The organism is Flavobacterium endoglycinae (assembly GCF_017352115.1).
GTDB classification, from domain to species: Bacteria; Bacteroidota; Bacteroidia; order Flavobacteriales; family Flavobacteriaceae; genus Flavobacterium; species Flavobacterium endoglycinae.
Window position 1 is genome coordinate 3,925,660 of sequence record NZ_CP071448.1, and the last position, 15,621, is coordinate 3,941,280.

Below are 15,621 nucleotides of genomic sequence, written 5' to 3' on the forward strand. Positions count from 1 at the left end.
ATTAATACTGGAACGGATAGGTAAACAATAAACGTGTGCCTTTTTGCACGGGAATAATTTTAAAAGTTCCGTTTATGTTTTCCATTCGGGCAGACATATTAGTGAGTCCGTTTCCTTTTTGAATTTTCTCAGAAAGTCCAATTCCGTCATCGATTATGTTAATGGTAAAAGAGGTTTCGGTTTGTTGAAATTCAATAAAAAGATGATTCGCCTGGCTGTGTTTAAAAACGTTATGTACGGCTTCTTTAGTCACTAAAAAAAGATTTCGTCTTGCTTTAACCGATAAATTAGTTTCGGTTTCTAAAATACTAGAATTGAATTGCAAATCGATTGTCGTTTTATTTAAAAAACGCTTGATGTACAAAGTGCTGTATTCTATAAAGTTGTCAATAGTATCATTTTGCGAATCCAAACTCCAGAGAATTTCCCGCATAGCGAGATTCATATCTTCAGAAGTATTGATAATAGCTTCCAGATCTTCGGAATAACTTTCTTGCGGAATTTTATATTTTAAAAACTCAGCCTGAAGTTTTATAGCCGAAATCCCAGCGCCTAAATCATCGTGCATATCCTGAGAAATGCGTTCTCTTTCTAACTGAATTGCTTTTTGTCGTTCTAACTCTTTCTGTAATAATTGATTTTGGAATTCGCTTTCTTTTATTTGGTTTTCCTGCTGCTGAATGAGTTGTTTTTTGTTGTAGATAAAGACTATCATAACAATGAAACATACAAAAAGAAGCATCACAATAATAGCAATTATATACGTGAGTTTTATTTCATGTGGAAGCTCTCTCATTTGTTTCGTTCTTTGGCTATAGCTTCGTATTTTAAGAGAGAAAAATAAAATAAAGCGTACATGATAAAGTTTACTACAGAACCAATTTTTCTTAAAATGTTTAGAAAAATCTGATCTTCTTTTTCAAACAAATACATTGGTGTAAACCTAAAAATTATGTAAGTACTCCAAAAAAGTAAAGCAGTCGAAATCCAAAAGTTGGGATCATCTGTAATTTTTCCTTCCACAGGAAGTTTCAATTTTTGAAAAAACCATAAGATGGAATTAAAAATGTAAAATAAAGCGACCAATATCCCAAGCTGAGGTAAAAATTGTTTGCTTAGAATTTCAACAAAAAATAAAAGATAAAGCAGAAGACCCGAAGTTGCGAAAATTCCAATTCGTTTAAAAGTTCTAATGTAAACTCTAGAAAAATAAACTCCAAAGAAGAGAATACAAAACACTGCATAAATATTGAAAAACACTGCAAAATTAAATTGTTTTAAAAGAGTTTTAATGCTACCATAAAATTCTAGACCAAGTGTACCAATTAAATAAACAGCCAAATAGTTTTGGAACTGGAGAGAATATCTCCAGCCCAAAACTGTTGCTTTAATTGTTGCTGCTACTAAACAACAGATGTACAGAATTTGTAATACCTCCATTTTTTATGGATAAACGGTTCCGAAGTCGTAAGCATCGCCTTTATTATCTATAAAGATGTCAGTACCTTGCGCTCGAACTACTAAACTCAATTTATTTCGATTATTTTGTTCCTCAGTAGTTTTTTCAAATTGAATCATTTGAAAATATAATTCAGTGTATTTATAATTCTGTCTGATTAAAAAATGTTTAATAATAAAAAAATAAAGATCTTTAAGTTTATAACTAATTGTTTCTGTATTTCTCATTGGAAGACCATTAATCATGGTTTGAGAATTAATTCTTGGAAGTAATTTGTTTTGATAGTTTTTAGTATATTTTATAAATTCATTTACATCCATTTTTTCTATTTCTCTACCATTAATTTTAAAAAAGAAATCATTGGTTACAGACTTTTCGGTTTTTTCAGAAGATAGAGCAAAGCAGATTGAAAAGCGATTATCATCATCCTGTATGAAATAGATCTTGAAATATTCTAATGTCTTCTTTATTTCTATAGGCATAGAGTCATAAAAAACGAATATTTCATATACAAAACTTTTTGAATTAATAAATATATCATATTCCATATCTTCAAGTTCTAAACTTTTCAGATTAGCGATTCTGGAGATGACTTGATCTTCTTTCATAATATCAAGAACCTCGATTTGAGATATTAAATCTGGTAAAAGTGCTTTACCATTAATTTCTTTTTGTAATTCATCTGAACTCATAATTTTTTAGTTTTTGGTGTTAAACTTATTAATTGCTTCAATTTTGTTGCTTACTTTCAGTTTTCTGTAAATATTGCCAATGTGTTTTTTTACGGTGTCGATTGTGACATTTTTTTTATCGGCGATTTCTTTATAAAGCAGACCTTGTGCCAGCAATTCAAGGACTTCTTTTTCAGTTACTGTAAGTAAGGCTAAACTTTGTACTTGTGCCTTTGATTCCTGAAAATGCTGTAAAACACGCTTTGCAATGGAAAAACTCATTGGGGCACCTCCATTATAAGCTTCGGTTATGGACTGAATAATTTTAGCCAAAGGATCACCTTTTACAAGATAACCGCTTGCACCAGCCCTCAAAGCCGAAAATATTTTTTCGTCATTTTCAAAACTGGTGCACATTATAAAACTAGTTCCAGGCATAGCCTCAGTTAATTCAGAAACGATATCGATTCCTGATAAATCCTGAAGATGAATGTCCATTAAAACCACGTCTGGTTCTATGGATTTCAACTTCTGCATTGCGCTTTTCCCATTAAAAAACTGAGCTGCGCATTCCATGTCTTTTTGAAAGTCAATGATATTTTTCAGCGCTAGATTGTAATTCTTATCATCTTCTACTATGGCAACTTTTATTTTCATGGTCTAAACATTTTCATTACAAAGTTGAAGAATAGAACAATTGTCTGCAATTACCCTTTTGGGTGATTTTGCTGTTTAAGCTTAACGTGGATAAACTTACAAAAAAAAGATATAGGATTTTACAAAATAAATATCACCCAAAAGGGTAATTGATTGATATACTGTTCTCAGAATACATTTGAAACGTTAACTAAAAAACATAAAAAAATATGAAAAAACTAATGACAACAGTACTTGTTTTTCTAATGAGTATTTATCTGCTAAAAGCGCAGGACAAACCTACGAAATGTGAAAATTCAGTAACACCTTTTGATGCCAGTATGAAAGGTAAAATAACGAGTCAGGTGAGAACAGCTCATCAATATTATATTTTTAGCACTGACCCAAATGCAGGAAATACTTATGAACAAAGAACTTTAAATTTACAAAACGAGATAATTAAAACTTTCCAAGCTTTTATGAAAGTTCGAAGAGAAGAATATAGAAAGACGATATGTTATTACTATAAAACAGATTGGAATAGGGGAGGAAGCAGCAGTTATAGAACACTAACAGTTCAGCCTGGATTTTATTTATTAACAGGTACTTTAAAAAGAACAATGAACGGAGATTGGAAAAGAGGGCCGTATTGGCTTCCAAATGGAACTAGACCAACATCAATAAAATGGAAAACAGGAGGACATAGGAGAAATGAAACATTTGTTGATATCCAAGCCGTGTATAATGAAGATTTTATTAAAAATACTATAATAAACGAATTAAATCAAGCAAGAAAGGAATTGAATGATTTAGGAATCCCTACAGAAATACCACCATTTTTAGAAGAATAAAATTATCTGTAATAAAAACAAAAATGTACAAAGTCTAAAAATGATTTTGTGCATTTTTTGTAAAATTTCTGTTTTTGAGACATTTAATATACTTGAAAAATATCACCCGAAAGGGTAATTGATTGATATATAGTTGTTAAGATACATTTGAAATGTTAACTAAAAACATTAGAAATCATGAAAACAACCTTATTTTTTTATTTTTTATTTTTTGGATTTATAGGCTACAGCCAAGTAAATACCAAAATTATTGAAGTTGATTTGGGAACACCTCATAAACACAGTATTCGAGTTTGTAAAGATGCCGTATGTGATTTAGTAAAGACCAGATGGCTTTCTGTAAAATCGAAAGACATGGTCTCCATTAGATTAATAAATGGAGATTCCTCTAAATATACTTATAAAATTGACACCAAAAGTATATCTCTATTTAATGATACTGATGGAAATAAATTTAAAGGAGCTATTGCTGATGCCGAAAGAGGTATGTATAGTAATAATAAAATGCCGAGAACAATTGAGGATATTTTTAAAGAAAGTGACAGTTTAAGTGTAGTGATAAGTTCTTTGGATAGTAAATTACTAGATTTTAATAAACAGGAAATGTTAGATAGTGGTGTTTATGTAGAAAAGAAAGATTCATTATTAGAATCTGCAAAAGAAAATTATGGTCTTAATAATAAATTATTGAGCCAGTTAAATCAATTTAAATATGATAGAAAATATGCACAAGTTGAAAAAAAAATAAATGAAACTAAAGGAAAGGCTGAAAATAGTATTAGGGAAGTAATTCAATATTTTGATACAGTAAATTCAAATGCGTATACTTTGCCAATTGATTTACAAGGAAAAAATATTGATGTATTAGAATTTAAAATACGTAGGTTTGATAAAAAGACAAACGAAGAAGATACCAAATTTGCCCCGAATCCTTATAACGTTTGGATAAAAAATGGTTTAAAAATAGATGTGAGTGCTGGATTATTTGTTACGTCACTATTTGATGATGAATTTGATAAATATGATGATACTGCAATACCGGGAAACAAAATCATAACCTTAAAAAATAAAGGAAATTATGATTTAGCTATCGGAACGACCATTAATACCTATATCAGAATGAATTCTTGGATTGTTCCCACCATTAATTTTGGAGCAGCATTTACCCAAAACGAAAAAATACAAATTATGTTAGGCGGCGGGGTTATATTAGGAAAACAAGAACGTATTATTTTCACGGCAGGTTTAACTATGGGGAAAGTAACCAGAATTGCAGATTCGTATAACGTTGGAGGCTCGTATAATTTAGGCAGTTCTGGAGATGTACCAACACAAAGCCAATTCAAATTCGGTCATTTCTTCGGAATAACTTATAATTTATCAAAAGTTAAAAAAATAAGCCTCGATAAAGGAATCGAACAAAACTAGATATAGAGATTTTATGTTTTGTTAAAAAGAAATCTCTACCAATAAAAATCAAAACCCTGCAAATACCAATTTGCGGGGTTTCACTTTTTAGACAGATCGTATTTTTATGTAAACTTTATTTTTGTCCTAATTTAATACGATAAAGACATAATTTTCCTGTTCTTACTGTTTAGGATTTATTATTTTGCAAGTTGGAAATGTTTATACGATATATAATGAAAAAAAGTCTCAAATACATCGAAGGAAATTCAGATAAATTCTGGGAAATCGAAGTTACAGGATCAAATTATACGGTAACTTATGGAAAAAACGGAACATCAGGAACAACGCAGACCAAAAGCTTTGCTTCTGACGAGGAATGTTTGAAAATGGCAGAAAAAATACTGGCCGAAAAAGTTAAAAAAGGATATTCTGAATCTGGAGAAGTAAATATGGCTTCGATTCCAAAATCGGCTAAAAGTAAAAATTCTGATGAGGTTATTGAAGAATATGACGCTATTATAAAATCAAAAAATATTGATTTGTTGCTTCCTTTCCTAAAAGAAAAATCAAAAGGAAATATTGAAGCTTTAAAAAAGCACATCAAAAAATGTAAACGTTATTGGATGACGTATACAGATTTGAGTAAAGATCCAGGTTATGTAAAAAAAGACAAACATGATTACGGATGGGGAACAAGAGGCGACCAAAAACAAAAAGAAATCATTACTCTAAGTGCGATAGCTTTATTTGATAAAACGGATATAAATTCGTGGGATGAAGCACTTCAATTACTGGACGAAGCCAATCAGAAACCTTTGATTTTAGAAACTTTATTGTGGGCAAAACCAAACTGGCTGGAAACTTTTATTCTCGAAAAAGTAAAAAGAGACGACTGGCAAAGCTTTAACTATCACATTTTGCGTTTATTTGAAGAACAAGGTTTAATACAATTCAATCCTGAATTGTATGCTGTTTGTTTGGCTTCTATAAATGAATGGCGTACTAAAATTAAGACGAGAGTTTTTATCCAAAAAGTATTAGAAGATAAAATAACATTGCAGAGAGATATTCCTGAGTTATTTAATTATGAAACAGTACTTCATAATATGTCTTTTACTGAGGATACTAATAGAAATGAAGTATTTACTACTTGGGCTATTATTTATAAAGAATTGGTAGATCAGAAAAAAATGGGTCGTGCTTTCTTTTTTGAAAATGCGATTCAGATTCAAACCAAAGAATGGAATAATAACATTAAATCGTTTTTTAGAAAAAGAATCGAAGAATTTAATGCTACAGAAGACGAGTTAGTTGTGTATCAGGAAAATATATTTTCGCTTTTACATAATGCTTATCCACCAGTTACGAGTTACGGAATTGAATTGGTGAAGAAAATTTATACACATCCGAAATTTAAAACCAAATCATTTTTAGAATGGCTGGAGCCGATGATGATGCGAAGCGACTGCAAAGCAGGAATCAAAAGTGTCTTGCCGATTTTAGAAAAAATAAGCAAGTCAAACCCAAAATTGAATAATCAGATTGCTTCAATCATGGCTGATATTTTCGTAATTGCCGATTTAACATTGCAGGAGCGCGCCAGCAAAATCCTTGTAAAATTAGGTTCTGCGAAAGATAAAGTTTTGAAAGAGAAACTATCTTCGTATGCCTCATTAATGCAGGGAAATATCAAATCGGGTTTAAGTCAGTTTATGGATGAAGATTCATTGGCTGTTGATGATTCTGGTTTTGAAGAATACCAATTCGCACCTAAAAAAGAATTGTTATTGACAGAAGAAGTTCAGTTGCCAAAAGACTGGAACGAGATTTTGTTTCAGTATGGAAATTTTATTAGTTCAGATGAAGCTTTAGATACTGAAATCTTAATGAATACCTATATTCAGCAGAGAGATTTATTCCCTGTCGATTATAGTACACAATTACAGCCGTATGAAAAACAGCTTCAAAAACACTATTTTGAAAGTGATCATAAAAATGTGATGAAATCATTTTTATCTCAAAAAATAGTAAATAGTAACGGAGGATTTGATAGTCGCTTCAAACATTATTCAAAAATAAATACCAATCTTCTAATCAAACCTTTATTAGAAAAAGTACAGCAGAAAATTGAATCCAATTCGAAACTGCCAATGCTTTCTTTTCCAAGCCATAAACCGTATTGGGTTGCGCCGAAAGTTTTGATCGAAAGAGTAATAGCCTATCAAAAAGTAAATGAAGAAATTGATTCTCTAGATTTAGCTATTGCGATTGCCAGAATGCCAAGAGAAAATACCGAAGAAGCGATTCTGTTATTAGATCAGGTTGAAGGCGAATTAAAACCATTATTGTCATTTGTTTTAGGAGTTGAAGACAAACTAACGATTGATTCTATTTCATTAGTTTCTAAATTGTTGGCAACATTAGGTAAAACAACCAAAGAAACCGGAAACCTATCTTTATGGGCGGTTGCTGCAAGAACTTTTTATCCAGATAACACATTCTCTGAATTCGAAAACACGTATTTAAAAGATGTTGCGTTTGTAGTTTCGCCATATACGCCAGAGATCAAATTTAAAGAACAATGGAATGAATGGAGAAATTATCAAACCAAAGAAAAAGAAAGATCGCCATCTTGGTATGAACTTCGTTTTGATATGCCAAACTATACGAAAATTCCAAATTATCTAATTTATAGCCAAGACATATACACCAGATCGAATAGCTGGGATCATAATTTAAATTATGCTGGAAATACCTATTATTGGTATAGTTTGACACCACAAAACTCAGATGCTTTAGCACTCACTTTATTGAATAATTGCAGAATTCCAGATGGCTCAAAACCAGAATTACGAGGTTTTCTAGATGTCATGAATAGACCAGAATTTAGATTTTCTGAAAATGCTTTGACTTTATTTGCAGCGTGCTTCTTCCAAGAGAAAAAAGATTTACGTTTATTGGCTTCTGAAACATTAATAAATCTTATAGAAAAGCAAACTTTAGATATTGAGAAATTTGCTCTGAAAACAGCATTTTTGGCTTCTGAAAAATACGGTGCTTTCTCAAGATTAACTGACGGAATAATTGCTTTAAAAGATATTTCGCCTTTACATAATAGCGCTTTACTTCAGTTTTTTAATACCTTTTTTGCGAACTTAGTGGTACTAGAAAAACTACCGACTAATTTTAAGAAAATGGTAGAAAACTACGTCGATGTTTTAATTAAAACGAATCAGAAACCATCAGAAAAAGCAACTGCCTTTTTTGAGCAATGGAAAGATAATGCTTCGCTTAAATCATTAATTAAGCAAATTTTAAAATAAAGAAAATGACAGATTTAGAATATAACTATAAAGGAATTTCGACTTACAGTAAAACGAAAGGAATCAATAATCTTGTTTTGGCACATCAAACCGAAATTGAGGAAGTAAATAATATTCCGTGTTTTTTCTGGGGAAGTCTGACCGATCCGTATGTTACTGCAAAATGTTGGAGTACAATTGCCAAAGTAGTTCGTTCGAGTTTTGGCCCAGTTCCACCAAGTCTTCGTGATCCAATTGTTTCTGCAGGATCAGAAAAATTGCGTTTTGAAGGATTTTCATCTTGTAACGGAGTGTATGTAAGACTCGACATGAAACCTGAAGCAATCGACGGTGAATTTATTGCCAGCGGAACAACCAATGTCGATTTCAATGATCCAATGTTGAACGCACTGAATGCCATTCAAAAAAATGAAAAAGTAACCTTAGCTGTTGGTCAGCAGGACGTTCAAGTAATTACGAGCAAAGCAAAAGTAGTAGAGAAAAAAGTGACGTTACCAATGCGTTGGATAAAAGGTCTAACTAGCGTTCAACTGTATCTTGCCGATATGGATTTGAAATTTGAGATAAATAAAATTCAAACCATTCAGCTATTTCAAAGTCTGCCGAAAGGAAGTGTTAAAGGCGATTTCTTTATAACCAAAAGAGCTGGAAAATTTATGTTTTCGACTTTGTCCACAGCCGACAGTGTTAGAATTGGAGGTGTACAAAGATTGCGATTGTTAGAAGGAATTCTTTCGATAGTCGATAAAATCTTCGTTTACGAATCATCAGACAAACAAACGTGTTCGATTGTATGCGAATTTGGAAAAATGCAATTGCTTATGGCGTTTTCTCCAGATTCTTACCGCGGATTTTCAGGAGAAGGAAATGTATTGGAAACCATGACCGAAAATCTGCCAATGGAATGGGTGTATGGGTTAAACAGTTTATTAAAGTCCAATGAAATGTTTGATCCAACAATGCTTTCTATCGAAAATGATATTGATTTTGGAACCATGGATAATTTGACTTCTAATTTATCTTCAATGGGATTATTAGGTTATGATTTAAGTGAAAAAGCTCATTTTTACAGACGTCTTCCGTTTAAAACCGAAAGAATACTTTCTTTAAATCCAAGACTAAAAAATGCCAAAAAACTAATCGACAACGAAGAAGTAGAAATTACTGAACGAAGAGCTGATTATATCGAAGCCAAAGTAAAAGGATCTGGCGTTGTACATAAAGTGATTATCGACAACAATTCTCAAAAATGTACTTGCGATTGGTTTACGGCTTATCAAGGAAAACGAGGAATCTGCAAACATATTTTGGCTGTAAAAATGACTATTTCATAAAAATCGAAGTAGGTTCATTTTTTAAATTTTCATAAAAATTTGTTAATTTAAGATATAAAAAACTACATTTGCACCCGAAATGAAAATACAAAACCAACATATCGACCTGTCAGCAGGACTAAAAAGAAGCTATTTAATGGGAGAATTTCCACTTAATAATGCTGGACGCGATATATATTTTATAAAATAGAACCGTAATTTGTAGTTACAAATTCGAAAAAATATAAAAAGCGTCTTGATTTCAAGGCGCTTTTTTTTGTTTAGGACAGTAAAAAGCAAAACAAAAAATGAGTAAAAACACTTTTATCAAAAATTATTTAAAAAATTATTGCAACAAATGTTTAATGAGTAGTCAAAATAGTGAAATACAATCTTAAGAAGTAATCCGATGAGAGACAGTCATTTGATACGATTAAGGAATCTGCACCAGTATGCGGACAGGAATTTCTATCTATTTACTTAAGATGTAACTAATTGATAATCAATGAAATAATTTCAAAAATAATTTGGATAATTGATTTTTTCGACTTTATCTTTGCCGAAGAAAATCGGAACAAAGATTTCCAGATAAAAACGATTTCAAAATATAATACAGCATATAAAATGAATTTTGATTTAAAAATATACAGTGAAAGACTACTACAATCAAGACTAGATCTTGGATGTAACATAATACAGGTGCATGAATATGGACAATAGGATAGGTATATCTTATAAATCTTGAAGCACCTTTAATCGGGTGCTTTTTTTATGCCCTAAAATAAATGATTTTGTAGCTCAGTTGGATAGAGCGTCTGCCTTCTAAGCAGATGGCCGAAGGTTCGAATCCTTCCAAAATCACTTGTTCTCTAGAAGGAACTGGCTCATTGGGGTTACTGGCTAACCTTCCCGACTGTCTCTCGGGAGAAACGGGTTCGACTCCCGTATGAGCCGCTTTTTTTAAAGGCACTGAGATGCTAGTTGCTAAGGTACTAGGCAAAGATGTAAAGTTTAAAAGGAAAAAAACTCAGCCTCTCAGAATCTTAGTTCCTTAGAACCTTAAAAATAAAAATGAGAAGAGAACGATGGTCGTTCGTCCGCCTTATATGCGGGAGGCTGCAGGTTCGATTCCTGTTTCTCATTAAAAAAATATTTTGCCACAAAGGCACAAAAACTCAAAGAGAATAAAAAAACTTTAGGATTCTGTGACTTAGCAAAAGATTCAGTCAAAGTATAGAAAGAAAACTTGGCGCTTTAGCGTCTTTGTGGCAAATAAAAAAGCAGGAGTGGTGAAATGGTAAACACGGCTGATTTAGGATCAGTTTTTTGAGAGTTCGAGTCTCTCCTTCTGTACAAAATTTTTCTTGCGAAGATGCAGAGAGAAATTAAAAATTAAGAATTAAAAATTAAAGCTTAGCGAATCTGAGAGAGTTAGACAATGTATAGAAAGTATACAAGAAAAAACTTAGTGACTTAGAATATTAGCCGCTTCAAAAGAAGGTGAATTAAAAAAATAAAAATTTAGAAATCATGGTGTTATATGATAAAATTATAGTGATTGATATTGAAGCAACTTGTTGGGAAACTAAGGAAGAAACACTCTTAAACCAGAGAGAAATTATCGAAATAGGAGTATGTAAGTTAATCTTATCGACGGGAAAAATTGAAAATAAACAAAGTTTTTATATCAAACCAGAAGTTTCTCAAGTTTCTTCTTTTTGTAGCCAATTAACTGGAATTACAAATGAAAAACTACAGATAGAAGGAACTTCTCTTGAGAAAGCATTAAAGAAAATTAATTCCAAGTATTCGGTAAAGTATAGAACATTTGCAGGTTATGGCGATTTTGATCAAGAAATATTAGAACAAGAATGTAAAGCAAAAGCAATTGAAAACCCATTTAGAAATGATTATTTGAATATAAAGACACTTTTCAATTTAGTTTACCTTCAGGAGAAACCTCAAGGATTATTGAAAGAGCTAGAACTAATAGGAGAATCTTTTGAAGGAAAGAATCATAATGGAGCCGATGATGCTTACAATGCAGCCAAATTACTGCATAAAATTTTGCAGAGATAACAATACAATAAAAAATGAAAAAGATAAGTACATTATTTGCTAAAAACCCTGCCGATTTAGGAAGGGTAATTAATAAAATCAATATAGAAAACGATTGGGTTTTCAATGGAGAAGCCATTGCAACCAGAAAATTTGACGGTACATCAGCAGCTATCATTGGTGGCGAAATATTTAAAAGATTCGATGCCAAAAAAGGAAGAACAATTCCAGATGGTGCAATTCCGTGTCAGGAAGCAGATCCAATTTCAGGACATCACCCGCACTGGTTAAAATGCGACCGATCAAAGTCTGAAGACAAACATTTCTTCGAAGCTTTCGACCGTTTAGAAAACAAAACAGACGGAACTTACGAATTATGCGGACCAAAAGTACAAGGAAATCCTGAAAAATTTGAGAAACATACTTTGGTAAAACACGGTAGTGAAATCCTTGATTTTGTAAATCTTGATTTCGATGATTTGGAAAACTTCTTATTAGAAAATGATATTGAAGGTATTGTTTTCCACCACATTTTAGATGGAAGAATGTGCAAATTAAGAAAAACAGATTTTGGAATTAAACGCTTAAAACTCGAAGCAGTGTAGAAATAAAATAAGTAACATTAAAATTTAAAACGATGAAACAAAAATACAACCGAATTGCCCTTGTGGGAATTGAACAGGAAGAATATGATAGTATAAAAGCCCAATATCATGGACATATTATCTGGCACCAATCTATACCAAAAATTGTGGTAAAAGATGAGGTTTTGTATATGGAAAAATCGAACGGAATTGGAATGTTACCTGTAGATAAAGTTGTCTATTACGGAATTTACGATAATGATTTTGATTTTATTTCAGGTCTTGCGATCTGGAAAGGAGATTGTTATCCAAATCCAGCTGCGATGCTCGAATGCCGATTTAAGATTCCTTGTCTTGTAAAAGCGTTATCTCTTTCGAGATTCAGCTCACCGAGAGGTTTTGTAAGCGCAGGAGCTTCTGTAAATACTACAAATGATACAGTTGCAAAATGGGGTAACTGGCATTGCGGTGAAAATAAACACCGTTTTACCGGAGAATGGGAAAGTGAGTTTGCCGCTACCATTGAACCGTATTATGAAGGTGAGGCCGTTCGTATTATGATGATAGGCGATACCTATTGGCAGATTAAACTGGAAGGTGATGACTGGCTGAAATCGATTCATCCTGACAATGCTGGTTTTATGCCTGTCGATGATGATTTGCTTGCCGACACACTTCATATCAAAGAAGCTTTGAAAATGGATATGATTGGAAATGATTATATCGTGGCAAAAGACGGTTCGAAATATTTACTTGAAGTAAATCATATTCCGAATATTACTCGATTTGAAGAAGTCAGACAAGTCTATTTATCGACTGTAATTGAATGGATTAATTAATTTTTTTTACGCTGCGCAAAATAATTGCGCAGTGTAATATGAATATTTGCTCAAGAAATAAAGCAAGTTCTTTTCTAAAATGAAATCATATCAAGGGAAACTTTGATCGACAATATCAAACAAACCTTGTTGCGTGTTTCTGTATAATACCATTGTAGAAGACTTTTCGCGAAAGCGTATTATGCTTTTCTATGCAGCTTGATTTGGAGGTTTTGATGATTTTCCAAAAAATTATCACACGATCTATGGGACGTGGGTTCGATTCCCATTCGCAGAAATGCGATAGCTCAGCTAGGTAGAGCAATAGAAATATGCAGGTTCGAATCCTGCACTAATCATAAAGGTTAGTTAGACAAATTGGTAAAGTCGACAGACTGAAAATCTGTATTTCCAGAGAACATCACTCTTAAAAAGATGATTGTCAAAAGAAAACTAATTTGTCTTTGTCAATGAAATCAGGATTTTTGGATCCGAAGTTTCATACTCTGATAAAGCCAGTACAAATAGTAATGTATTTTGAAAAGTTGTTTTCTTTTTGATTTGATTGTTAAGAGAATTTGGGGATTCTCTCAATAAAAAAGAATCAGAAACAATTCAGACAGACAAAAGAACAAACTATTTGTCCTTTTTTCTTAGAGGAGAAAGACAAAGAGGTTTTTTTATTAGAAAGAAAATACAATAAGAAAAATAGAAGAAATAGAGGTTTACGGATTTAGAACCTTAAACTTCAAACAAAATATTATGATAAAAAGAATTAAAATCGAAATGTACCAAGTGGGCTTGGTATTCGAAAATAGAAAATTAATTAAAGTAATTGAAGAAGGATTGCACTGGATTCTTGGAAACAAAAATGTAATGATTTACGATCTAAACGGATCTTTTCAGGCTCCTTTTGAGTTGGATATTTTATTGCAAAATGAAGTATTGACTTCACTTTTAGAAGTGGTTGAGGTTGCCGATAACGAAATCGTATTACAATTTGTGAAAGGTAATTTCAAAGAGATTTTAACACCGGGAAAATATGCTTTTTGGAAAGGAGTTGTAAAAAACGGATTCATTAAAGCAGATTTGTCTAAGATTGAAATCACAGAAAACTTTCCAATAAACTTATTGGAAAATGTTAAAATGAGATATTTTACAAGAAAATTCATTGTAGCAAGCAACGACAAAGCTTTGTTGTTTGTGAATGGAACTTTTGTAAAAGAATTAAAATCAGGAACACATTATTTCTGGAATAATGCCATTACTATCGAAGTGAAAACTGTTGATACAAGACAACAGCGACTGGAAATTTCTGGACAAGAGTTGTTGACAAAAGATAAAGCTGGATTAAGAATCAACTTTCTTGTGAGATACCAAGTTGTGGATATTATGAAAGCTTTGGTCGAAAACAAGGACTTCGAAAAACAATTGTACGTAACTATGCAGTTGACTTTGAGAGCTTTTGTGGGCGGATTGACTTTGGATGAATTATTGTCTAAAAAAGATGCAATCGCAGAAGCTATTTTGGAAGAAGCTAAAACAAAAATCGAAGATTTAGGTTTGAAAATTTCTGATGCCGGAATTAGAGATGTAATTCTTCCAGGAGATATGAAAGAAATCATGAATCAGGTTTTGGTTGCTGAGAAAAAAGCTCAAGCCAATAGCATTATGAGAAGAGAAGAAACTGCAGCAACAAGAAGTTTACTAAACACAGCAAAGCTGATGGAAGAAAACGAAATGTTGTGGAAATTGAAAGAGATGGAATATGTTGAAAAAATCGCCGATAGAATTGGTGAAATTACCATTTCAGGAAGCGGTAACGTCATCAGTCAATTGAAGGAAATCTTCGTTAAGTAAAATAAACTAACAGCTTGTTTACTGTTGGTTTAAAATTAAAAAAATTAAAAAACAATGAATCAAAATATATTTTTTACGTCTGATCATCACTTTGGTCACACGAATATAATCAGGTTTAGTGAACGCCCTTTTGCCTCGGTAGAAGAAATGGATGCGGAACTCATTAAACGATGGAATGAAAAGGTAAGTCCGCGGGATATTGTCTATCACTTGGGCGATATTTCTTTGGCAAGACCAGAACGAACAAAAGAAATTTTAGATCAATTAAATGGTTCTATTTTTCTTATAAAGGGCAATCACGATAAATCGGCATTGAGTTATGCAAAACGATTTGAATGGATCAAAGATTACTACGAATTAAGTGTCGCCGACGAAGATGCGCCAAACGGCAGACAAAAGATAATCCTATTTCACTACGCAATGAAAGTATGGAGAAGTTCTTTTAGAGGCACATGGCACTTATACGGTCACTCTCACGGACATTTGTTCGATGATGAAACGATGCGATCTTTTGATGTTGGCGTAGACTGCCATAATTACGAACCGCTTTCTTATGATGAGGTAAAAACCCGCATTTTAGCGAAAGATTGGAAAGCTCCTTTTGGAGACAGAGAATTATAAATTTTTTAAAAATTAGA

Annotated in this window: 13 protein-coding genes and 5 tRNA genes; 14 read left to right on the forward strand and 4 right to left on the reverse strand. The window is 32.2% G+C overall.

Annotation, left to right across the window (positions count from 1 at the left end):
- Position 1 precedes the first annotated feature (1 nt).
- Genes J0383_RS17505 through J0383_RS17520 form a run of 4 tightly spaced genes read right to left on the reverse strand, consistent with a single transcriptional unit; the run spans position 2 to position 2,787 of the window.
- A complete protein-coding gene (locus J0383_RS17505) occupies positions 2 to 796 on the reverse strand; it encodes a sensor histidine kinase (RefSeq protein ID WP_207295265.1) in 795 nt (264 codons plus the stop codon).
- Complete coding sequence (locus J0383_RS17510) at positions 793 to 1,440, reverse strand: hypothetical protein (RefSeq protein ID WP_207295266.1); 648 nt, start codon at positions 1,438 to 1,440, stop codon at positions 793 to 795. Before J0383_RS17510 ends, J0383_RS17505 begins: the two co-directional genes overlap by 4 nt.
- 3 nt (positions 1,441 to 1,443) lie before the next feature.
- Complete coding sequence (locus tag J0383_RS17515) at positions 1,444 to 2,151, reverse strand: hypothetical protein (protein WP_207295267.1); 708 nt, start codon at positions 2,149 to 2,151, stop codon at positions 1,444 to 1,446.
- 6 nt (positions 2,152 to 2,157) lie between these two features.
- Complete coding sequence (locus J0383_RS17520; RefSeq protein ID WP_207295268.1) at positions 2,158 to 2,787, reverse strand: response regulator transcription factor; 630 nt, start codon at positions 2,785 to 2,787, stop codon at positions 2,158 to 2,160.
- A 209-nt stretch (positions 2,788 to 2,996) separates the two neighbouring features.
- Between J0383_RS17520 and J0383_RS17525 the strand changes: the two genes are divergently transcribed.
- The 14 genes from J0383_RS17525 to J0383_RS17590 all read left to right on the forward strand — a co-directional run bounded on the left by J0383_RS17525 (position 2,997) and on the right by J0383_RS17590 (position 15,604).
- Positions 2,997 to 3,617 (forward strand): hypothetical protein, encoded by a 621-nt coding sequence (locus J0383_RS17525; RefSeq protein ID WP_207295269.1) that lies wholly within the window; start codon positions 2,997 to 2,999, stop codon positions 3,615 to 3,617.
- A gap of 177 nt (positions 3,618 to 3,794) precedes the next feature.
- Entirely contained in the window at positions 3,795 to 5,045 is a 1,251-nt protein-coding gene (locus tag J0383_RS17530) for a hypothetical protein (protein ID WP_207295270.1), read from the forward strand.
- 215 nt (positions 5,046 to 5,260) lie between these two features.
- The gene (locus J0383_RS17535; protein WP_207295271.1) at positions 5,261 to 8,350 is read left to right on the forward strand and encodes a DUF6493 family protein; all 3,090 of its coding nucleotides are present in this window, start codon (positions 5,261 to 5,263) and stop codon (positions 8,348 to 8,350) included.
- 5 nt (positions 8,351 to 8,355) lie between these two features.
- On the forward strand, positions 8,356 to 9,684 hold the full coding sequence (locus J0383_RS17540; RefSeq protein WP_207295272.1) for an SWIM zinc finger family protein: 1,329 nt from the start codon (positions 8,356 to 8,358) through the stop codon (positions 9,682 to 9,684).
- Between the two features lie 766 nt (positions 9,685 to 10,450).
- Positions 10,451 to 10,524 (forward strand) — tRNA-Arg (locus J0383_RS17545).
- A gap of 20 nt (positions 10,525 to 10,544) precedes the next feature.
- Positions 10,545 to 10,617 (forward strand) — tRNA-Asp (locus J0383_RS17550).
- A 117-nt stretch (positions 10,618 to 10,734) separates the two neighbouring features.
- Positions 10,735 to 10,806, forward strand: a tRNA-Ile gene (locus tag J0383_RS17555).
- A 137-nt stretch (positions 10,807 to 10,943) separates the two neighbouring features.
- Positions 10,944 to 11,016, forward strand: a tRNA-Leu gene (locus tag J0383_RS17560).
- Between the two features lie 177 nt (positions 11,017 to 11,193).
- A complete protein-coding gene (locus J0383_RS17565; RefSeq protein WP_207295273.1) occupies positions 11,194 to 11,742 on the forward strand; it encodes a 3'-5' exonuclease in 549 nt (182 codons plus the stop codon).
- A gap of 14 nt (positions 11,743 to 11,756) precedes the next feature.
- Positions 11,757 to 12,326 (forward strand): RNA ligase 1 family protein, encoded by a 570-nt coding sequence (locus J0383_RS17570; RefSeq protein ID WP_207295274.1) that lies wholly within the window; start codon positions 11,757 to 11,759, stop codon positions 12,324 to 12,326.
- Between the two features lie 32 nt (positions 12,327 to 12,358).
- Complete coding sequence (locus J0383_RS17575) at positions 12,359 to 13,144, forward strand: ATP-grasp domain-containing protein (RefSeq protein WP_207295275.1); 786 nt, start codon at positions 12,359 to 12,361, stop codon at positions 13,142 to 13,144.
- A gap of 281 nt (positions 13,145 to 13,425) precedes the next feature.
- Positions 13,426 to 13,482: transfer RNA gene (locus tag J0383_RS17580), tRNA-OTHER, on the forward strand.
- 403 nt (positions 13,483 to 13,885) lie between these two features.
- A complete protein-coding gene (locus J0383_RS17585; protein ID WP_207295276.1) occupies positions 13,886 to 14,983 on the forward strand; it encodes a slipin family protein in 1,098 nt (365 codons plus the stop codon).
- A 54-nt stretch (positions 14,984 to 15,037) separates the two neighbouring features.
- A complete protein-coding gene (locus tag J0383_RS17590; protein WP_207295277.1) occupies positions 15,038 to 15,604 on the forward strand; it encodes a metallophosphoesterase in 567 nt (188 codons plus the stop codon).
- Positions 15,605 to 15,621 lie beyond the last annotated feature (17 nt).

Bases quoted from the DNA above. Each gene is read 5' to 3' on its own strand.
- J0383_RS17575 (WP_207295275.1), top strand. From the start codon at position 12,359: ATGAAACAAAAATACAACCGAATTGCCCTTGTGGGAATTGAACAGGAA.
- J0383_RS17590 (WP_207295277.1), top strand. From the start codon at position 15,038: ATGAATCAAAATATATTTTTTACGTCTGATCATCACTTTGGTCACACG.
- J0383_RS17505 (WP_207295265.1), bottom strand. From the start codon at position 796: ATGAGAGAGCTTCCACATGAAATAAAACTCACGTATATAATTGCTATT.
- J0383_RS17540 (WP_207295272.1), top strand. From the start codon at position 8,356: ATGACAGATTTAGAATATAACTATAAAGGAATTTCGACTTACAGTAAA.
- J0383_RS17520 (WP_207295268.1), bottom strand. From the start codon at position 2,787: ATGAAAATAAAAGTTGCCATAGTAGAAGATGATAAGAATTACAATCTA.
- J0383_RS17525 (WP_207295269.1), top strand. From the start codon at position 2,997: ATGAAAAAACTAATGACAACAGTACTTGTTTTTCTAATGAGTATTTAT.
- J0383_RS17585 (WP_207295276.1), top strand. From the start codon at position 13,886: ATGATAAAAAGAATTAAAATCGAAATGTACCAAGTGGGCTTGGTATTC.
- J0383_RS17515 (WP_207295267.1), bottom strand. From the start codon at position 2,151: ATGAGTTCAGATGAATTACAAAAAGAAATTAATGGTAAAGCACTTTTA.
- J0383_RS17570 (WP_207295274.1), top strand. From the start codon at position 11,757: ATGAAAAAGATAAGTACATTATTTGCTAAAAACCCTGCCGATTTAGGA.
- J0383_RS17565 (WP_207295273.1), top strand. From the start codon at position 11,194: ATGGTGTTATATGATAAAATTATAGTGATTGATATTGAAGCAACTTGT.
- J0383_RS17535 (WP_207295271.1), top strand. From the start codon at position 5,261: ATGAAAAAAAGTCTCAAATACATCGAAGGAAATTCAGATAAATTCTGG.
- J0383_RS17530 (WP_207295270.1), top strand. From the start codon at position 3,795: ATGAAAACAACCTTATTTTTTTATTTTTTATTTTTTGGATTTATAGGC.
- J0383_RS17510 (WP_207295266.1), bottom strand. From the start codon at position 1,440: ATGGAGGTATTACAAATTCTGTACATCTGTTGTTTAGTAGCAGCAACA.